The following is an 18,238-nucleotide window of genomic DNA, read 5'->3' as shown; positions in this document are numbered from 1 at the left end:
CAAACCCTCCGCCGCCGCCGCCAAAGAGGTCGGCAAAATCGGGTGGGACTTGGCCGCCGCCGCGTCGGCCCCCCCCCCCGCCCCCGGGGGCCCCCCCCCCCCCCCGCGGTCCTTAATGAAGCAACCTTTGGCCTGCAAGGCCCTCACGGCCGGGCAGGGGCCCATCGGCAGGGCTAGGTCCTCGCGGCCCGCGGCCCCACGAGGACCTCAATGAACTTGGTGGCAACCTCCGAGGGCTCGCGGGCGGTGCTCCATACGGCTGCGATCTCCATCGGCGGGATGGGGGGATCAATCTTGCGCGTGACGATGGTGGTGCGCGCGATCTGCTGGATTTCCGGCGGCATGATGCTGATCCCCAGATCGGCGGCCACTAGCGGAAGCGTTGTCTGCAGACTGGTCACCGGCTTGATAGAGGGCAGGGGCAGGCCTTGGGCGAGCCAGAAGTCCACCAGCATCTCGGTCATGCCCGGGAGCCGAAGCGAGGGCATGGGGAGAAGCCAGGTTTCCCCCATGAGGTCCTGCAGGGGGATCGTCTTTGGTGCGTCCTTGAACCTGGTGGGCAGCACGGGGGAGATGCCGAGCTTGGAGATCAGTTCCACCCGGGTGTCGTCCTGGTACATCGTCTGCAGCCGGCTTGCCGAGCCGGTTGCCACGATCGCCACGTCTAGGTTCCCGTTGCGGATCTGCTCGATCACGTTCCCCGGGTTGACGTCGGTGAGGGAGATGTCGGTGCCGGGGGAAGCTTCCCGGAACCGGGCCAGGACCCGGGGAAGGTATGCCCAGGCGAACGGCAGGATGACAGCAAGGTGCAGAGAGCCGCTGAGCCCCTGGCCCTGGCGCATCAGTTCCTGGGTCAGGTGCTCCGTCTCGTCAACGAGCCGGGCCCCCTTTTCCAGGAGCAGCCGGCCGGCGCGGGTCGGGGTGATGCCCCGGGCGGTCCTGTCCAGCAATCGCACCCCCAGCTCGTCCTCGAGGTTCTTCAGCGAGGCGCTGAGCGGTGGCTGGGTCATTTGCAGGACCTTGGCGGCCTTGGAGATCGAGCCCTGGCGGGTGATTTCGAGGAAGTAGCGAATGTGGCGAATGTCCATACATGGATCGTATACCTGCTCCCTGCGAATGAGTAGAAGCGTATGGCTATGTTTCTTGCATCACATTACTGTCGTAACCAATGAAGTGATCGGGGTTACAAATCCCCGGACTGGAACTGCAAGGGAGTTGCCGCGTGAGCACCGAAACCACCACCGTCACCAAGGACGACTGGAACCCCATCAAGCTGGAGACGTCCGAGTACCCGGCCGTCTACAAGCAGCTTCGGGACGAATGCCCGGTCGCCTATACCAGCGACTACGAGGGTTTTTTCGACTTCTTCCGGTATAGCGACGTCCAGAAGGGCTCGCGCGATTGGCGCACCTATGCGTCCGGCCAGCCGTTCCTGGAATTCCCGCAGTTCATGCGCTCGATCCCCATTCAGGAGAACCCCCCGGTACACACCTTCTACCGCAAGTTCCTGGCGCCGTACTTTCTCCCGGCGCGGCTGGAAATGCTGCAGCCGGACATCGAGGCGCTGGTCGCAGAGCACCTCGATCCGTTGATCGAAGCCGGCGAGGCCGACATGATCGAGGAATTCGGCGTGATCGTCCCGCAGAAGGTCCTGGCACGGTTCCTGCTGTTACCGGACGATGCCTGGGTCACCATGGCCGACAGCCTGGCCAAGGCAGACGCGGTCCGCAACGACGTGGAAAAACTCCGCGAGGTCAACAAGAACCTGTGGAATCCGACGGTCGAGGCCCTCATTGAGGACCGCCGCGCCAACCCGCAGGACCCGGCCATCGACATCATGTCGGGCGTGCTGGAACTCGAGCCCGAGGGCCGCCCGATCACCCAGGACGAGGCCGTGGCCATCGGCGTACAGATCTTCTCGGCCGGGGCAGACACCACCACCGCCGCCATCGGTTCGATCATGAAGTACCTCGCCGGAAACCCCGAAGCGCAGGCGCAGCTGCGGGCGCAGCCCGAGCTCGTGGAATCCGCGATCGAGGAAATCCTCCGGCTGGCGCCTCCCCTGCACCACACCGGGCGCAAGACCACCCGCGAGGTCGAGGCTCACGGCGTCACCATTCCCGCCGGCGCCAAGGTGGGGCTCAACGTCTTTGCCGCGAACCGTGATGAGGACAAGTTCCCCAACGGCGATGCATACGTGGCGGATCGTTCCCCGAACCCGCACCTGACCTTCGGGCACGGCCCGCACCAGTGCATGGGGTCCCCGATCGCCCGGGCAGAACTCAAGGCCATGGTCGTCCAGCTCCTGGAGAAGACAAGGAATTTTGAACTCGTTGGGGAGATCGTTTCCAACGGCCGCCCATTGCGCACAGGGTGGACCCACGCCCGGGTCCGCTTCGAGAAGTAAGGAATAGACAATGACCGTCCAAAGCCCCGCGCGCACCGACGCGCTTGTCTACCGCGCACCGCTGCAGGTGCTGGCCAAGAAGGACGCCAGCGACTGCGTCACCGAGCTTGAACTCGTTGATCCGAGTGGAGAGGTTCTTCCGGCATGGAAGCCCGGAGCCCACCTGGAAATCCACCTGCCTTCGGGACTCAGCCGCCAGTACTCGCTGTGCTCCAGCCCCACGGATTCCGGAAGCTACCGCCTGGGCATCCTGAAGGACCCGAACTCCCGCGGCGGATCGCAAGAGGTCCACGAAAAGATCGAGGCCGGCGACATCCTCGAGGTCACGGGCCCGCGAAACCACTTCCCGCTTGTTGAATCGGCCGAGTACCACTTCATTGCCGCCGGCATCGGCATCACGCCCATGATCCCGATGATGGAAGAGGCCGAACGCAACGGCAAGGACTGGAAGCTGACCTACATGGGCCGCTCCCGCACCTCGATGGCCTTCTGGAGCGAGCTCGCCGACAAGTACCCCGGCAAGGTCGACATCCGCCCGGACGATGAATGCGGTTTTCCGGACCTTGCCGCGTTGACGGGGACTCCCCGTGAAGGGGTCAAGATCTACGCCTGCGGTCCCGAGGGCCTGCTGCGCGCACTCGAGTCCCTGACCGCCGAATCCTGGCCCGCCGGAACGCTGCACCTGGAACGATTCGCACCCAAGCCGGTCGTCGCCGCGGCCAAGACGTCCTTCACGGTCAAGCTGGCGCTGAGTGGCATGGAAATCGAGGTGCCCGAGGACCGCAACATCGTCGAGGTGGCCGAGGAAGCCGGGGCTCCGGTCATCTTCTCCTGCATGGAGGGGACCTGCGGGACCTGTGAAACCCGCATCATCAGCGGACAAGCAGACCACCGCGACTCGATCCTGAGCGACGAGGAAAAGGAGTCCAACGAAATGATGATGATCTGCGTTTCGCGTTCCGCCTGCGACGTCCTTGAACTCGAGATCTAGTCCCTTCTCCCTCACCCTTCCCCGGAAAGGCTCCTTAGAATGAGCACCGAATCCTCATCCGTCCCGCCCACCGTCCTTGTTGTAGGTGCGGGACCCGTTGGCATCCTCAACGCACTGGGCCTGGCCCGGGCGGGTGTCAACGTCAAGGTCTTCGAACGCGGCCTGGACATTGCCATGGCCCCGCGGGCCATGGTGTACCACTGGTCGGTCCTTGACGGACTGGCCCGCATGGGCCTGCTGGAGGACGCCACAGAGCGCGGATTCCTCAAGCAGGACTACACCTACAAGGTCCACAAGACCGGAGAAGAAATCAACTTCGGTCTCGGTTCCCTCGAAGGCATCGTGGAGCACCCGCACAACCTCCACCTGGGACAGAACGTCCTGGTCCAGATCGCGCTGGAACACCTGGCCAAGTACCCCAACGCCGAGGTCCACTGGGGACACAAATTCACCTCTCTGGTCCAGGACGAGGACTCGGTGACGGCCACCTTCCAGACCCAGACGGGCGAGACCGAGGTCCGCGGCACATGGCTGATCGGTGCCGACGGCGCAGGCAGCAAGGTGCGCGCAGCCGTTGGCATCGACTTCGAGGGCGTGACCTGGCCCGAGCGCTTTGTTGCCACCAACATCCGCTACCCATTCGAGGCCGAAGGCTACAGCCAAACGACCATGCTGATCGATGACACCTACGGTGCCATCATCTCCAAGATCGACAACTCCGGCGAGACGGGCCTGTGGCGCTACACCTACTGCGAGGACGCCGCACTTCCCGAAGAATCGGTGTCCGATCGCATGCCCGGCTTCTTCGCACAGATCGTCCAGGACCCGGACAAGGTGGTGGTCGATGCCTTCTCGCCGTACACCATGCACCAGCGCTCGGCCAGCAGCTACCGTGCGAACCGCGTGCTGCTTGCCGGGGATTCGGCTCACGCCACCAACCCGACCGGTGGCCTGGGCCTGACCTCGGGCCTCTTCGACACCTACGTGCTGGCCGAAGCCCTGGCCGCGGTTGTTGCCGGGGAAGCCGACGAGTCCGTGCTCGATGACTACGCCACCGAACGCCGCCGTGTTTTCACCGAGATCGTCAGCCCCGCGGCCAGCAACAACAAGAAGCTCGTCTACCATTCCGATGACCAAGAGGCACTGGAAGGGCAGCTCGAGAACCTGCGCCGCCTGGAAACCGACAAGGAAGCCGTTGTTCAGCGCCTCCTCTTCCCCAAGTCGCTGGAAACCAAGTCCCTGATCGGGGCGTGGTAACGATGCCCGGAATCGAAGACTTTGCGGGAAAGGTCGCCGTAGTCACCGGGGGTGCCAGCGGGATCGGCTACGCCCTGGCCCAGAGGTTCCTGGAGGAAGGCATGTCGGTGGCCATCGCCGACGTCGAGCAGTCGGCACTGGATTCCGCGGTGGCATCGCTCAGCGCCAAGGGCCGGGTCATCGGTGTCCCCACGGACGTGCGAGACATCGAGGCCGTCGAGAACCTCGCGCGCACCACCTTGGAGCAGCTGGGCCGCGTCGACGTCGTGTGCAACAACGCCGGGGTGGAAACCGGGGGCAGCTTCCTGTCGATTTCCGAATCCGCCTGGCGCTGGGTCATGGACGTGAACTTCTTCGGCGTGCTCAACGGCTGCCGGGTCTTCCTGCCACTGCTTGAAGCCAACGGTGGCGGGCACATCGTCAACACCGCTTCGGTTGCCGCCTTCAACTCGGGCACCGCCACCATGACCCCTTACTGTGCGTCCAAGTTCGCGGTACTTGGCATGAGCGAATGCCTCGAGGTCGAGCTGCGCACGGCGGGATCCAATGTGGGCGTTTCGCTGCTGGCCCCGGGTCCGGTCAAGACCCGCATGGTTGATGCCGAGCGCAACCGCCCGCAGGATGTTGCGCAGGCAAACGAGGAAGGCCGCGTCAAGGTCATGGAACGGCTCGCCGCCGTCACTGCACAGTCCGGCCTGGAACCGGCGGTTGTCGCGGATCAGGTGTTGGAAGCGATCCGGAACAACACGTTCTTCGTCCTGCCGCACCCGGATATGGCAACCGCCGGCATCCAGCGCCGCATGGACTGGATGGCCACCGGCACTCCACCGCCGGTGCGCCAGGCCGGTTCCTGACCGCACCGAGACCCGTTTCCGGCCGGGTTCCCGTGAAGGGACTTCCGGCCTCCAGCCGCACCGGCATCCAAGATTTCAAGAATTCGAAGGGGAACAGAAAATGTCAGTACCATCCACACAAGAAGTCATCGAAGCGCCAGTTTCCGACTACGACGCGTTTTCGCTCGAATCGTTGCATGACGTCCATGGCCACGACGGCGCGCAGCGGGAAATCGCGCCGGTCGTGTACATGGAAAAATACGACTACTACGCGATCACCCGCTTCGCCGAGATCCAAAAGGCCCTTCGCGACTGGCGGACATTCTCCAGCACAGACCGTCCGTTCTATGCCCCGTCGCCTTTCCGCCCGCGCACGCTGATCCTCGAGGATCCGCCGGAGCACACGGCGTCCAAGGGAGCAGTCATGCGCGTCTTTGACGAGGGCAATCTCAAGAAGATGGGCGAATACTTCAAGGCCGAGGCCGAGCGCCTCCTTGACCAGATGCTGGCCGACGGCCCTGCGGACATCGACGCCTTTGACGACTTGTCGGTCAAGTACATCCTCAAGGTGTTCCCCGATGTCCTGGGCCTGCCCGAGGAAGGCCGCGAACTGCTGCTGAAGTTCGGCGATGCGGTCTTCAACGTTTTCGGTCCGCCGAGCGAACTCCAAAAGCAGAAGCTGGAAAGCGGTGCGGTGGCCATCGACTGGGTAGAGGAGAATACCGCGCGCGAACGCCAGTCCGAGGGCGGCATTGGCTGGCAGCTTTACCAGATGGCCGACGAGGGCAAGGTCTCCGAACACACGGCGCAGCAGATCCTCAAGTCGATCTTTGCCGCCGGGTTCGACACTACCACCGCCTCGATCGCCTCCATGGTCCGTGCCTTTGCCGACAACCCGGCCGAGTGGCAGAAGCTGCGGGAGAACCCGTCCCTCGTGGACAACGCGTGGGAAGAAGCCATCCGCTTCTACCCGGCCTCGCGCTACGGCGGCCGCGTGGCCATCAAGGAAACCGTCCTGGGCGGCGTCCGGATCCCGGAAGGCGCAAAGATCCTCACCATGTGGCTCGGCTCCGGCCGGGACCCGCGGCAATTCGAGAACCCCAACGAATTCCATGTCGATCGGGACATGGCCCGTGGCCACCTCTCCTTCGGTTTCGGCATCCACACCTGCGCCGGCAACGTGGTGGCACGCCTTGAAGCCACGACCCTGCTGCGCGCCATGGTGGAGCGGATCGAGAAGATCGAACTGGTCGGGGAGCCGCGACAGACGGTGAACTACCAAGCGTTCGGGCACGATTCGGTTCCGGTCCGGCTGACTCCGGTCGCCAGGTAGCCCGGCATGCCCAACACCGCACCGCACGCCGATGCCGCCGCGCGCACGGTTCGGACCGGGGGATTCTTCCTTTCGGGCGACGTGAACGACGCGGATTCGCAACCCTGGCAGCTGGGCCCGGCATGGGTCCAGTGGGAGGCCCCGGCGTCCGGGACCTCGGGGTTGCCGTTCGTTTTCGTCCACGGCGGTGGAGGACAATCCACGGACTGGCTAGGGGTCTCGTCTTCGGCTCCCGGCTGGGCGGTCCAAGCCGTTGAGGCGGGATTCCCCGCCTACCTGATGGACCGGCCCGGCCACGGCCGTTCACCTTATGACCCCGCGCGGCTGGGAGCGCGCACGTCGTTCCCGGATTACGCGGGAGTCGCGGCGGTGTTTGTCCCGCCGGCGGCCTCCGGGGATTCGGCGGCGCCAAACCCCGCCTGGGCCTGGGGAAGGGAACCCGGCTCGAAGGAATTCGACGCATTGGTCGCCTCCTCCGGCGGCATGCTGCTGGACACGGCCCTGGGCCAGGAGCTCGATGCCCGGCGCCTGGTGGATCTGTTGAAGATCATCGGGCGCAGTGTCCTTCTCACGCACTCCGCCGGGGCCGCGGCCGGGTGGCTGGCGGCCTCCCGGGTCCCCGAACTGGTCCAAGCGGTCATCTCCGTCGAACCCCTTGGTCCGCCGTTCCGCGACCTCGGTGCAAGGGGCTCCCTGGAATTCGGGGCCACTGCCGTGCCGCTGGAAGGGGACCGGTTGGATTCCATTCCCGTCCTCGTGGTGTCCGGGGCAGCCTCGGGACGCCGCGACGCGGACAAGGAAACAACCGACTTCCTGCGCACCAAGGGTGCATTGGCCACGCACCTGTCGCTGGGAAACGAAGGCATCGCGGGGAACGGGCACGGGCTCGTGTTCGAAGCCAACAACCACGAAGTCTTCCATGAAGTCCTGGACTGGATCGAAGGCCTCCAGAAGGATCACCACGGAAACCCGCAACGGGTTCCGGAACCGCAATACATCAACCACGAGGGGTAGTAGAAGATGTCACAAACAAGCGCACGGGCCACGGCCGCGCACACCGCACGTTCCACCAATATCCGCATGTGGGGCCTGGACTCGCCGAAGATGACCATTGATGCCCAGCACCTGGTGGTCGGCGCCGAGGGCACCGTTCAGATCCCGCTTCCGGCCTACGTGATCGAACACGAACAGGGCCTGGTGCTCTTTGACACCGGAATGGACCCGCGAGTGTGCGAGGACCCGGCACTGGTCTACGGCGACCGCCCGGAGACCTCCATGATCTCCGGCACGCCCGAGCAGCGGATCGACCGGCAGCTGGCCAAGCTGGGCTACCGTCCCGAGGACATAACCCACGTGGTCCTCTCACATACCCACGCCGACCACTCTGGCGGACTTTATCTCTTCCCGCAGGCGAAGTTCTATGCCGGACCCGGGGAACTGCAATGGGCAGCCGGCCCCGGTCCCGCCACCGCGCACCTGTTCAACCCGGGCGACTTCTCCGAGGAGGTCATGGACTTCAACTGGACCACCGTCCAGGCCCCGATCTTTGACCTCTTCGGCGACGGCGCCATCCAGATCCACCACACGCCCGGGCACACCCCGGGGGAGTTGAGCGCGCTGGTTCGCCTGCCGTCGCAGAACGTCATCCTCACCGGCGACACCGTGCACCTGCGTGAAGCCGTGGAATGGGACGAAGTGGATCCCTCCGACTGGGACTACGGAGAGGCACGTGCGTCCATCACCAAGCTCAAGGATTTGCGCGATGCGGAGAACGCCCGGCTGTGGATCGCCCACGATCCGCGCGACTGGGAGGACTTCGGCGGGGCCTTGCAGGAGCTGTCCTGATGAGTCGGATGTTCTTCGACTACCGCTGCGGCGACTGTGCCGCCGACAGCGAGTTCTTCGTCTCGACCCCGGCACCTGAATTCCAGGACTGCCCGGTGTGCTCCGGAACGGCCCGCCGCCGCTACACCAGCCGTGGCCTGGGGCGCAGCGGGGCGTCCCTCGCGGCGGTGGCTCCGGCGGCCGGAAGTGTTGACTGCCGCGACAATGCGGATGTCCCGGGGCTTTGCCACGTGGCACCATCGGCGCGCCGACGCCTGGTGGCCCGCCACCGCGGCGACCTGGAAACTTATGAGGCCGAGACCAAGCGGCAGACACGCGAGTTCGAAACCTCCGGACCCAAGACGGTCCACCAGGTAGTGGGCCACAGCCACTAACGAGTCGCTCCGACACAACGGGTGGATTCCATACCTATATATAGGTATGGAATCCACCCGTTCTTTGGTGTGCGCTCCGATAAAGCGCTCCTCTGCGGACAAAAAGCCCGGCTCCCACTGACGGGGGTCCGACGGCCCCCACGAGTGCCACGGAATCGGTTAGGGCCGAGCTGTTTCGCTGGAGTTCTAGCGGGGCCTCACGAGATCAAAGCGGCCCTGGGCAAGGGCCTCGAAGTAGGCGCTTGGCCCGCCGGCGCGCAGGACAGGTTGGGCGAGAGCAGTCTGATAAATACCCTCGGGAATCAGGGCCTCATCGATGTGCACCGCGATGACTTCGCCGATCGTGAGCACCCCGGTGGAAGTGCGTCCGTCTGCACCACGCAAGGCAATGACGTCACTGACCCGGCACTCGAAACTCACTGGCGAGGCCGCGACACGCGGCGCACTGATATCAACGGAATCAACGGCTTCCAAGCCGGATGCGACGAATTCATCGACGTCGGCCGTTGTTGACGTTGCGTTCATCTGCTCTGCGAGGGGGCGCGTGACCAGATTCCAGGTGAACTCACCGCTGAGCTCGGCGTTGCGCGCGGTGTGCTTGCGTGTGGTGCTCGAGAAGCCAATGAGTGGTGGAGTGTAGGAGAACGCATTGAAGAAGCTGTACGGTGCGAGGTTGCGAACCCCGGCAGGGGAAAGTGTTCCAATCCAACCGATCGGACGCGGCCCGACAATTGCATTAAACGGATCATGCGGAAGCCGGTGGCCCTCTGCTGGGCGGTAGAAGTGCGAACTCATCTGTTCAGTCAATCATCAATCGACGGTGCCGGAATGTTCTTTGCGCACGGGTCGCGCACCAAATCGAGCGGGCAAGACGCACCGGGGAGCAAACGCCAATGGCGTCTCTTTCTGCGGATGATCCACGAGAAAAAGACGCCATCAGCGATGCTGCGGGTCAGTCTTTCGATGCCGCCCAGCGGGCAATCTCGGTGTGGTCCGAGGCCGGATCCAGCTCGGTGGCCGCCTGGCCCCACAGCTCGACGGCACGTGCACCGAGCTGCGAGGGACGGCCCAGGGACTCGGCCAGGCTTGCGGCGATCCTCATGTCCTTGAGCATCAGGGCCAGGCCGAAGCCCGAATCGAAGCTGCCCGGCAGGATGAAGTTGGGCCACTTGTTCTCGGTGGAACCGCTGCGTCCGCTGGAGGAGTTGAAGACCTCGAGCATGGTCTGCGGGTCCAGCCCGAACTCCTTGCCCGCGGCCATGGCCTCGGAGGTGACCAGCAAGTGGGTTGCGGAAAGCAGGTTGTTCAGGGCCTTGAGCGCGTGGCCCGAGCCCACCTCCCCCGTGTGGCGCACCTTGCCCAGGACTTCAAGGATCGGGCGCAGGGTTTCGATGGTCTCGGCGTCGCCGCCTGCCATGATGGTCAGCTTTCCGTTGACGGCTCCGCCCACGCCTCCGGACACCGGGGCGTCGACGAGCGTGGGGCCGCCGGATGCAGCCAGGCGTTCGGCCAGTGCGCGGGTGCGCAAGGGCTCGGAGGAACTCATGTCCACCACGATGGCGCCTTGGGGAAGTGCCGCCGCGGCGCCGTCGCTTTCCAGGACGGACTCGACAATCGAGGAGTTCGGCAGCATCAGGATCAGCACGTCGGCCAAGGCCGCGACCTCGCCGGTGCTTTGAACCGCGCTTCCTCCGGAGGCCACCAGCCGGGCGCGGTTCTCGGCGGACAGGTCGGTTCCGATGACGGTGTATCCGGCCTCGAGCAGGCGTGCGGACATGGGCGTGCCCATGTTGCCGAGGCCGATGAACCCGATGCGTGGCTTAGACATTGATGCTCATCTCCTTCAGGGTCGCCTCGGCGATGCGGAAGGATTCCAGGGCCGCTGGCACGCCCACGTAGATGGCACTCTGCAGCAGCACCTCCTGGATCTCCTCCGGCGTGACGCCGTTGTTGATGGCACCCTTGACGTGCACGGAGAGTTCGTGGCCGCGGTTCAGGGCGGTGAGCATCGCCAGGTTGATCATGGAGCGGGACTTGCGGTCAAGGCCCGGACGGGACCAGGTGGCACCCCAGCAGTATTCGGTGACCAATTCCTGGATCGGCTTGCCAAATTCGGTGGCGTTGGCCAGGGACTTCTCGACGTGGGCGGCACCGAGGACTTCCTTGCGGATGTCCAGGCCTTCCTGCAGGGTTTCGGCGTGGGTGTGGTGGTTTTCCATGTGGGTCCTGTTTCTTTTGGTGCGGGTTCGGAAGAGCGGGTGGCGAGGGAGATGCCTAGGCCGGCGGCAGGACGATGTCGAAGGCAACCCGCTTCCACGGCTTGCCCTCCAAGTCCCGTCCATCCGGGGCCGGCGTTCCTGCAGGCTGCGAAATGAAGTCTTTGATCAGGGATTCCTTGACGCCAAAGACCGAATCCTTGTCCAGGTACTCGCAGCCGTCGACGAAGATGTGGGTGACCAGGGTGCGGGTTTCGGGGGCCGAGACCATGAAGTGCAGGTGCGAGGTGCGCACCGGGGAGCGGTCGAAGCGCTCCAGCAGCTGGCCCACCGGGCCGTCATGCGGAATCGGGTAGGGCGTGGGGGTCAGTGCCCAGAACGCGTAGTTCCCGTCCGCGTCGGCGTGCAGGTGGGCGCGGGCCGCGGTCCGGCCGTCGTTGTATTGGACGTCGTAGAACCCTTCCTCGTCCGCTTCCCAGACTTCGATGCGTGCGCCGGGCAAGGGGTTTCCCGCGGTGTCCTTGACGCTGCCCTCGACCCAGCAGGCCTCGCCGACGGCTCCGCCGGAGATGTCCCCGCCGATGGCGATTTCCGGGGCGTTCTCAACGAAGAACGGACCGAACACGGTGGCCTCGGTGGCGTCGCCGACTGCCTCGTTGTTCACGGCGATGGTTTGCATCGAGGCGCCCAGGACGTCGGACAGGAGAATGAATTCCTGGCGGGTGTCGGTGGTGATGTGGCCGGCGCGCGTCAGGAATCCGATCGCGGTGCTCCATTCCTCCTCGGTGAGGCGCACCTCGCGAATGTAGGAATGGAGGTGGCGGACCAAGCCATTGATCAGCTCGCGGTCGCGTTCGCTGCCGCCGCCGGCAAAGGAAGCGATGACCTCGGAGACCAGGTTCTCTTCGCGTGCGATTTGTTCATCCGAGAGAGCTTGGGCGGGTGCGGCATCGGTGAAGGCGTTGTCGATACTCATGTGTGCTCCTTGGGGGGTTCGGGCGGTGTTTAGGCGAGGGTCGGGGACAGGACGGCAGGAGTCGTTCCGGCAAGGGCCGCGCCGAGCAGCTCGGCGATGTTGGATTCGGTCACGGCCGTGGGGTTGGAGGCGGGCGCTGCCTTGAGAATGCGGGACACCGCCTCCGGGATGTCGGCCGTCGTGAAGCCGTAGTCGGCCAGGGCGCGGGGCGCGTCCAAGCGGGTGCGCAGTTCGTTCAGCAGTGCGACGGCTTCGGCCGCGGCGTCCAGTCCGTCTAATGCCGGAGCGCTGGCGCCCAGGCCCGCGCGGATGGCGGCCGAGAGGCGTGAGGCGGCTTCGGGGGCAGAAGGAGCATTGAAGGCCAGCACGTAGGGCAGGACCGTCGCGTGTGTTTCGGCGTGCGGCATGTTGAACGTTCCGCCCAGCACGTGGCAGATCTTGTGGTGCAGGCCCGAACCTGCCGAGGCAAAGGCCACGGCGGAGAGGTAGGCGCCGTAGAGGGCGGTTTCGCGGCCCGTGATGTCGGTGGGATCGGAGTGGATCAGCGGCAGGCCTTGCGCGAGGGCGCGCACACCCTCGGCAGCCAGTGCCGCATTGATGGGATCGGCGCGCGGTGCCCACAAAGAATCCACGCAGTGGGCCAGGGCATTGAGGCCCGAGGCAACGGACAACCCCACCGGAAGGCCAAGGGTCAGGGCCGCGTCGTAGATGACGGTGGCCGGAAGCACCTTGTCATCAACCCCCGTGGTCTTGGTTGCCTCTTCGGTCAGGCCCCAGACGTTGGTGGCCTCCGAACCCGCATAGGTGGTGGGAACGGCAATGATGGGAATCCCGGTGGTCAGGGCCACGGCCTTGGCCAGGCCGGTGGTGGAGCCGCCGCCCACGCACACGATCAGATCGATGTGCGCGTCCGTCGCCGCCTGGCGGGCAGCGACGGCATTGGCGATCGGCACATGCTGGACCACGTCCGTGTGCCACAGAGCGACCTGCACCTGCGCCAGGGCGATCTGGGCGAATTCGCGCTCGAACTCCGAGGCGATGCACATGATGTTCGTGGCCCCGAGCCGCGCGGTTTCGGCGGCCACGTGTTCGGCGGCCAGGCCGGTTCCGAAGAGGACCCGCTGGCCCAGGGTGGTGTGTTCAAACTGCATGGTGGTCCTTTGACTGTGGAAGTGGGGAGCGGTGTGACCGCGAGGACGGAACGGAAAGTGGTGTCAGATGCCCGCGGCAGCGGTGGCGAAATCCCGTGCTTCAACCTGCTTGCGCAGCCGGGCCAGCTTGACCAACTGCAACAGGCAGACCAGTGAGATCAGCAGAGTTGCGACCACGAAGACCGGGACGAAGACGATGCTGCCGGTGGACATGACCAGCCAGGTGGCGATGAGCGGGGTGAATCCCGAGCCCAGGACGTTGCCCAGCTGGTAGCCCAGGCTCATGCCGGTGAACCTGACCTCGGCGGGGAAGCTGTCGGCGAAGAGTGCAGGCTGCATGCCGTAGCAGAAGGTGTAGAGGCAGCCGAAGCCCAGGGCGTACGCAACACCGATCAATGCCGGCTGGGTAGAGACGACGGCAGCGAACATGAAGATGATGCCTGCGATCGCAGCGAGCGTTCCAAAGATGACGAGCACCTTGCGGCCGTACTTGTCCGAGAGGTGACCGGAGAGCAGGATCATGGGGATCTGGAGGACAAAGGCGATCATGGTGAAGCTCAGCATGGTGGAGGCGGGGATGCCCAGCGTGTTCTGGCTGTAACCGACGAGGAAGGTCATGACCACGATGGAGAAGGCTCCGAAGCCCAGGAAGCTGCCGGCCACGAGCAGGACGGCCTTGAAATTGTTCTTGAAGACTGAGGCCAAGGGAACCTTGACCTCAAGGCCCTTGTCCTTGGTGGTTTGGAATTCGGGGGATTCGGCAATCTTGAGGCGGATGAACATGCCCACGATGACCAGTACGAAGCTGAGGATGAAGGGGACGCGCCACGCCCAGGCGAGAACGTCTTCGCGCGGCAGCAGCGTCACGGCCAGGAATGCCGCATTGCCCAGCAACGCGCCGGTGGCCGGTCCGACCTGAGGCACGGCGGCGAAGAAGCCACGACGGTTCTCGGGTGCGTATTCAAAGGCCATGAGAATGGCACCGCCCCATTCGCCGCCGAACGCGATGCCCTGCACGAAGCGCAGGAAGATCAGGATGACAGCCGCCCAGACGCCGATTTCGTTGTAGGTGGGAAGCAGTCCGATCGCGAGCGTTGCAATGCCCATCAGCAGCAACGTGAACACCAGCATGGGCTTGCGCCCGATCTTGTCACCGAAGTGCCCGAAGACGATGGCTCCCAGTGGGCGGGAGAGGTAACCGACAGCCAAAGCCCCAAAGCTTGCCAACGTTCCCACCAGCGGGTCGGAGGACGGGAAGAAGATCTGGGGGAAGACGAGGGCTGCGGCCAGACCGTAGATGGAGAAGTCGTAGTACTCAATGGCATTTCCCGCCAGTGAGGCGGCCGCGACGCGACGCAACGATTGGCGTGGTGTCGGGGGTGTAGTCGTGATGCTCGACATTGGGCATCCTCCTGGAGATTGGTCTGAATCGGGAGTGGATCGGAACGTTTGTGTGCGGCGAGTCACACCGATCCTAGAAGTCCAATACATATAGAACAAGTAATTGAGTCGCCGACAATATACGTTTTGTGTATGGCCTGAAATTCGGGGATTCCTTGGGCGAGGGGTTGTTTCGGCAGTTGGCAGGCGGTTGTTTATGCCAGCGGCCCAAGGTTTTAGGCGATCGTCGGATTCCGCGATGGCTTGGGTCGGCGGACGCTCTCTGCGAATTGAGCGCGTCGAACGTGGCAGTGTGGCGCGCGAAATCGACACCGATCGCGGGAATCGATGCTGCCAGTGGGCTTACCTGCCGCCGGATCGTCTCGGTGGACCGAGGCCGGGTGCGGTCGGGTGGTGGCGGAGACGTTGATCCGCGCGTGGCGGCGGGCGAAGAGAGGCGGCGCTGACTTTGGAAAGCGCAATGGGAATCGCTGAAGCCGGGCGTATTCGTTGCTCGGGCATCGACGTCGGGGTGGTGTCACCGGCCCCTGATTCAGCCCGCAAGCGTGACGGGGAGGTTGATGAAGAGGGGATCCATTTCCTGGCCAACGGGGTACTGGTCGTTGAAGAGCGCGACGCCGCCCGGGGCGAGAAGTGTCGGGACGTCTTGCCAGAGTGTGCCGGTTTTCAGCGCCTCGGGCGGCGGCAGCTCCAGGGTGGCCAGGACTATCCCGCCGGTTGCGGGTCCTGCGGATACCCCGAGGCTCGCACCTTGGGGGGTCAGGGCAACCCAGGGGTCCAGCAGATCCAAACGCATCATCCCGCCGTGCCCGGACATGCGGACTTCGCCTTTGAAGTGCAGGGTGCCGAAGCCGGTGTGCGGATCCAGCTCTCCGCCATTGGGCGCGAAGTTAAAGTAGCTTCCATTGGTTGCCTCGGCGCCGCCCTCGATGGATACCGAGACGTCGGGGAGGAACGAAATATATCGCACGAAGCTGCGCTTGATTCCCCACGTGAGGCCAAGCGGAGGTGTCGCGCTTTCGGGGGAATCGATGTGGTCTGTCATGGGTCACCCTTCGGTGTGGGAGGCGGGAATTCATCGACATCAAACCGAGCGCCCGAGCAGCTGAGTGCAAGGGGGCGGTGGGGTCGAGTCGGAAATGGGACGTGGGTCACGGAAGTTTTCCCATCATCCACGGTGGACACGCGTCTGGCAAGTTGGCCGATCGTTACCCGTGAACACACAAAGATTTTCCGAAACTCACTGGACAAGTGTCTAGCGAGTTGCAATGATGGTGACACGCGCCACGCAAATCCGGTGACGCGGATTACTTTTCTCCGGCTCGTTGCCACCTCCTGATAGGACTCCCATGACCCTCACCCCAGCCGTTCCGGAAACCAGCACGACTGCTTTCGCGACCGCCGGAAGGCTTCACGGCAAGGTTGCCGTCATTACGGGTGCGGCCTCAGGGATCGGCCTGTCCACGGCCCGCACCTTCGCCGCGGAAGGCGCAATCGTCATTGCCGCCGATCTTTCCGCAGACGGCCTGGCGCGGGAACACTCCACGGCAGAAAATATCCACACCGCACCACTGGATGTCGCAGACTCGGCCGCAGTCAATGCACTCTTCGCGGATGTCGAGGCAAAGCATGGACGGCTGGACATTGTCATCAACGCCGCCGGCGTCAACGCCCCGAGCCGCGCGGCCAATGAGAAGCTCGTCGAATCCAACGTCAAGTCGTTCCGTGCCGCGCAGTCCGGTGAGGAGTTCCACCCCGATTTCCTGTCCGACATCTCCGACGAGGACTTCCGCCGCGTCATGGACGTGAACCTCTTTGGCCCGTTCTACGTGATTCGGGCAGCGGCGCCGCTTCTCAAGCGCACCGGCGGCGGAGCAATCGTGAATGTCTCCAGCGCGGCGGCGCTGATGGGTGTGCCCATGCCGCTGTACTACCCGGCATCGAAGGCCGGGGTGCTTGGCATGACCCGTGGTGCCGCCGCCGAACTCGCACCGTTCAATATCCGCGTCAACGCCATTGCCCCCGGGGCGGTTGACACCCCGCTCTTCCGCCAGCAGCCCGAGGAAATCACGGGCATGCTGATCGGCATGCAGCCGATCAAGCGACCGGCAACTCCCGAGGAAATCGCCCAGACCTTGCTCTTCCTCTCCAGCGAGGCCGGTGCCTACTACACCGGTCAGACCCTCTCGCCCTCCGGCGGCCTGCACATGTAGTCCGGAACCCGACCATTCCACCAGTCTCCCGGCCTACCCCCCCATTCCCGGATTTCCAAGGAGAACCATGAGCGCCCACCTCAACGCCGAGACCCTCGAACTGCTCGAGACCACCATCCGCAACGACATCAACGACGGCACCTACGACGGTGCACGCATCATGGTGGCCCGCCACGGTGAAGTGGGCCTCGACGCCACGATCGGCTGGGCCGACCGCGCCAGCGGACGGAAGCTCAAGGAGGATGACATTTTCCGGGTCCTGTCGCTGACCAAGGCCTTCACCAACGCCCTGGTTTACCAGGCCCTGGGCGAGGGAAAGCTGCAGTTGAGCACCCGGGTCGTGGACGTGATCCCCGAATTCTGGGGAGTCGACCGTTTCCGCACCATGCGCAAGGACCGGGTGAACCTCGCCCACCTGCTGACCCACCGTTCGGGCATGCCGGCCACCCCCGAACCGTTGCCCAACGCCGAACTTGGCAACCTGGAAAATGTCATTGCCGCGATCTGCAAGCTCGACGTGATCCACGAACCGGGAACCAACCTCACGTACTCGCCGGCCATCAACCACGCCTTGATGGGCGAGATGCTTCGCCGGGTCTATGGGGCCTCCTCGTTCCGGGAGCTGGCCGAGAAGAACCTGTTCTCCGTCCTGGACATGAAGGACACCCGCTTCGGTCCATTGGACGAATGGAAGGAGCGGGTGGTTCCGCTCAAGGCCTACATCCCCGACAGCGGCTGGCTCTCGCCCAAGGACGTCGAGGACCTCAACGACGTGGTCAACGAGGACGCCGAAATGCCATGGGTGGGCTCCGTGTCCACCGCCCGGGACGTCTTCGCCTTTGCCGAAATGATCCGCCGCAATGGCCAAGCCAACGGCAAGTCGGTGATTGCCCCGGCCATTCTGGATGCCGCAACCACGCTGCAGACCGGCGACATGACCAACGATCTCTACGCCATGATCGCCAAGATGCGCGGCTGGGAAGAGCCGCCGGGAAATTTCGGGCTCGGCTTCTCCCTGAGCGGGACCGGCACCCACCCCTCGTTCTTCGGCCCCTTCACCAGCCCGCGCACGCACGGGAACTACGGTGCCGGTTCGACCCTCTTCTGGATCGATCCCGAACGCGACATGACGTTCGTCTGCCTGACCTCCGGCGTCATGGACGAAGGCGACAACGTCCTGCGCTTCCAGAAACTTTCCACCATCGCTGCCTCGGCAGCCCTCTGATCCCCGGAGCAACAAC

18 protein-coding genes are annotated in these 18,238 nt (G+C 64.4%); 10 read left to right on the top strand and 8 right to left on the bottom strand.

Annotated features, from left to right (window positions below):
• Positions 1 to 173: 173 nt before the first annotated feature.
• Positions 174 to 1,088, bottom strand: a complete 915-nt coding sequence (locus ACIPUB_RS06810) for a LysR family transcriptional regulator (RefSeq protein ID WP_407606698.1) — start codon at positions 1,086 to 1,088, stop codon at positions 174 to 176.
• A gap of 134 nt (positions 1,089 to 1,222) precedes the next feature.
• Between ACIPUB_RS06810 and ACIPUB_RS06805 the strand changes: the two genes are divergently transcribed.
• The 8 genes from ACIPUB_RS06805 (at position 1,223) to ACIPUB_RS06770 (ending at position 9,040) form a co-directional block, all read left to right on the top strand.
• Positions 1,223 to 2,407, top strand: coding sequence for a cytochrome P450 (locus ACIPUB_RS06805; RefSeq protein WP_407606697.1), 1,185 nt, complete (start codon positions 1,223 to 1,225; stop codon positions 2,405 to 2,407).
• Positions 2,408 to 2,417: 10 nt separating this feature from the next.
• Positions 2,418 to 3,398: a PDR/VanB family oxidoreductase gene (locus ACIPUB_RS06800; protein WP_407606696.1), complete on the top strand. Its 981-nt coding sequence runs from the start codon at positions 2,418 to 2,420 to the stop codon at positions 3,396 to 3,398.
• Between the two features lie 39 nt (positions 3,399 to 3,437).
• Complete coding sequence (locus tag ACIPUB_RS06795; RefSeq protein WP_310290841.1) at positions 3,438 to 4,655, top strand: NAD(P)/FAD-dependent oxidoreductase; 1,218 nt, start codon at positions 3,438 to 3,440, stop codon at positions 4,653 to 4,655.
• A 2-nt stretch (positions 4,656 to 4,657) separates the two neighbouring features.
• Positions 4,658 to 5,509: an SDR family NAD(P)-dependent oxidoreductase gene (locus tag ACIPUB_RS06790; RefSeq protein WP_407606699.1), complete on the top strand. Its 852-nt coding sequence runs from the start codon at positions 4,658 to 4,660 to the stop codon at positions 5,507 to 5,509.
• Between the two features lie 100 nt (positions 5,510 to 5,609).
• The gene (locus ACIPUB_RS06785) at positions 5,610 to 6,821 is read left to right on the top strand and encodes a cytochrome P450 (RefSeq protein ID WP_407606695.1); all 1,212 of its coding nucleotides are present in this window, start codon (positions 5,610 to 5,612) and stop codon (positions 6,819 to 6,821) included.
• A 6-nt stretch (positions 6,822 to 6,827) separates the two neighbouring features.
• On the top strand, positions 6,828 to 7,835 hold the full coding sequence (locus ACIPUB_RS06780; RefSeq protein WP_407606694.1) for an alpha/beta fold hydrolase: 1,008 nt from the start codon (positions 6,828 to 6,830) through the stop codon (positions 7,833 to 7,835).
• A gap of 6 nt (positions 7,836 to 7,841) precedes the next feature.
• Positions 7,842 to 8,666, top strand: a complete 825-nt coding sequence (locus ACIPUB_RS06775; protein WP_407606693.1) for an N-acyl homoserine lactonase family protein — start codon at positions 7,842 to 7,844, stop codon at positions 8,664 to 8,666.
• A complete protein-coding gene (locus ACIPUB_RS06770; protein WP_407606692.1) occupies positions 8,666 to 9,040 on the top strand; it encodes a hypothetical protein in 375 nt (124 codons plus the stop codon). Before ACIPUB_RS06775 ends, ACIPUB_RS06770 begins: the two co-directional genes overlap by 1 nt.
• A gap of 186 nt (positions 9,041 to 9,226) precedes the next feature.
• On the opposite strand, the gene ACIPUB_RS06765 is transcribed toward ACIPUB_RS06770, so the two are convergent.
• From ACIPUB_RS06765 to ACIPUB_RS06735, 7 genes are all read right to left on the bottom strand, one after another.
• Entirely contained in the window at positions 9,227 to 9,835 is a 609-nt protein-coding gene (locus tag ACIPUB_RS06765) for a flavin reductase family protein (RefSeq protein WP_407606691.1), read from the bottom strand.
• 157 nt (positions 9,836 to 9,992) lie between these two features.
• Entirely contained in the window at positions 9,993 to 10,868 is an 876-nt protein-coding gene (locus ACIPUB_RS06760) for an NAD(P)-dependent oxidoreductase (RefSeq protein ID WP_407606690.1), read from the bottom strand.
• Positions 10,861 to 11,259, bottom strand: coding sequence for a carboxymuconolactone decarboxylase family protein (locus ACIPUB_RS06755; protein ID WP_310290858.1), 399 nt, complete (start codon positions 11,257 to 11,259; stop codon positions 10,861 to 10,863). The genes ACIPUB_RS06760 and ACIPUB_RS06755 overlap by 8 nt, the downstream gene beginning before the upstream one ends.
• Before the next feature lie 55 nt (positions 11,260 to 11,314).
• Positions 11,315 to 12,232, bottom strand: coding sequence for a dioxygenase (locus ACIPUB_RS06750; protein WP_407606689.1), 918 nt, complete (start codon positions 12,230 to 12,232; stop codon positions 11,315 to 11,317).
• Positions 12,233 to 12,261: 29 nt separating this feature from the next.
• Positions 12,262 to 13,383 (bottom strand): maleylacetate reductase, encoded by a 1,122-nt coding sequence (locus tag ACIPUB_RS06745; protein WP_407606688.1) that lies wholly within the window; start codon positions 13,381 to 13,383, stop codon positions 12,262 to 12,264.
• Between the two features lie 63 nt (positions 13,384 to 13,446).
• Positions 13,447 to 14,784, bottom strand: coding sequence for an MFS transporter (locus ACIPUB_RS06740; RefSeq protein WP_407606687.1), 1,338 nt, complete (start codon positions 14,782 to 14,784; stop codon positions 13,447 to 13,449).
• A 532-nt stretch (positions 14,785 to 15,316) separates the two neighbouring features.
• Entirely contained in the window at positions 15,317 to 15,829 is a 513-nt protein-coding gene (locus tag ACIPUB_RS06735; protein ID WP_407606686.1) for an HtaA domain-containing protein, read from the bottom strand.
• A 304-nt stretch (positions 15,830 to 16,133) separates the two neighbouring features.
• On the opposite strand from ACIPUB_RS06735, the gene ACIPUB_RS06730 reads away from it, so the two are divergent.
• Together ACIPUB_RS06730 and ACIPUB_RS06725 are read left to right on the top strand one after the other, a co-directional pair.
• Positions 16,134 to 16,997: an SDR family NAD(P)-dependent oxidoreductase gene (locus tag ACIPUB_RS06730; RefSeq protein ID WP_407606685.1), complete on the top strand. Its 864-nt coding sequence runs from the start codon at positions 16,134 to 16,136 to the stop codon at positions 16,995 to 16,997.
• Between the two features lie 67 nt (positions 16,998 to 17,064).
• A complete protein-coding gene (locus ACIPUB_RS06725) occupies positions 17,065 to 18,222 on the top strand; it encodes a serine hydrolase domain-containing protein (RefSeq protein WP_407606684.1) in 1,158 nt (385 codons plus the stop codon).
• Positions 18,223 to 18,238: the final 16 nt, after the last annotated feature.

The sequence above is a fragment of the Paeniglutamicibacter sp. ORCA_105 genome (assembly GCF_045798545.1).
GTDB classification, from domain to species: Bacteria; Actinomycetota; Actinomycetes; order Actinomycetales; family Micrococcaceae; genus Paeniglutamicibacter; species Paeniglutamicibacter sulfureus.
This window is presented reverse-complemented; position numbering and strand designations above follow the sequence as displayed.

Bases quoted from the DNA above. Each gene is read 5' to 3' on its own strand.
- ACIPUB_RS06810 (WP_407606698.1), bottom strand. From the start codon at position 1,088: ATGGACATTCGCCACATTCGCTACTTCCTCGAAATCACCCGCCAGGGC.
- ACIPUB_RS06800 (WP_407606696.1), top strand. From the start codon at position 2,418: ATGACCGTCCAAAGCCCCGCGCGCACCGACGCGCTTGTCTACCGCGCA.
- ACIPUB_RS06795 (WP_310290841.1), top strand. From the start codon at position 3,438: ATGAGCACCGAATCCTCATCCGTCCCGCCCACCGTCCTTGTTGTAGGT.
- ACIPUB_RS06790 (WP_407606699.1), top strand. From the start codon at position 4,658: ATGCCCGGAATCGAAGACTTTGCGGGAAAGGTCGCCGTAGTCACCGGG.
- ACIPUB_RS06785 (WP_407606695.1), top strand. From the start codon at position 5,610: ATGTCAGTACCATCCACACAAGAAGTCATCGAAGCGCCAGTTTCCGAC.
- ACIPUB_RS06780 (WP_407606694.1), top strand. From the start codon at position 6,828: ATGCCCAACACCGCACCGCACGCCGATGCCGCCGCGCGCACGGTTCGG.
- ACIPUB_RS06775 (WP_407606693.1), top strand. From the start codon at position 7,842: ATGTCACAAACAAGCGCACGGGCCACGGCCGCGCACACCGCACGTTCC.
- ACIPUB_RS06770 (WP_407606692.1), top strand. From the start codon at position 8,666: ATGAGTCGGATGTTCTTCGACTACCGCTGCGGCGACTGTGCCGCCGAC.
- ACIPUB_RS06765 (WP_407606691.1), bottom strand. From the start codon at position 9,835: ATGAGTTCGCACTTCTACCGCCCAGCAGAGGGCCACCGGCTTCCGCAT.
- ACIPUB_RS06760 (WP_407606690.1), bottom strand. From the start codon at position 10,868: ATGTCTAAGCCACGCATCGGGTTCATCGGCCTCGGCAACATGGGCACG.
- ACIPUB_RS06755 (WP_310290858.1), bottom strand. From the start codon at position 11,259: ATGGAAAACCACCACACCCACGCCGAAACCCTGCAGGAAGGCCTGGAC.
- ACIPUB_RS06750 (WP_407606689.1), bottom strand. From the start codon at position 12,232: ATGAGTATCGACAACGCCTTCACCGATGCCGCACCCGCCCAAGCTCTC.
- ACIPUB_RS06745 (WP_407606688.1), bottom strand. From the start codon at position 13,383: ATGCAGTTTGAACACACCACCCTGGGCCAGCGGGTCCTCTTCGGAACC.
- ACIPUB_RS06740 (WP_407606687.1), bottom strand. From the start codon at position 14,784: ATGTCGAGCATCACGACTACACCCCCGACACCACGCCAATCGTTGCGT.
- ACIPUB_RS06735 (WP_407606686.1), bottom strand. From the start codon at position 15,829: ATGACAGACCACATCGATTCCCCCGAAAGCGCGACACCTCCGCTTGGC.
- ACIPUB_RS06730 (WP_407606685.1), top strand. From the start codon at position 16,134: ATGACCCTCACCCCAGCCGTTCCGGAAACCAGCACGACTGCTTTCGCG.
- ACIPUB_RS06725 (WP_407606684.1), top strand. From the start codon at position 17,065: ATGAGCGCCCACCTCAACGCCGAGACCCTCGAACTGCTCGAGACCACC.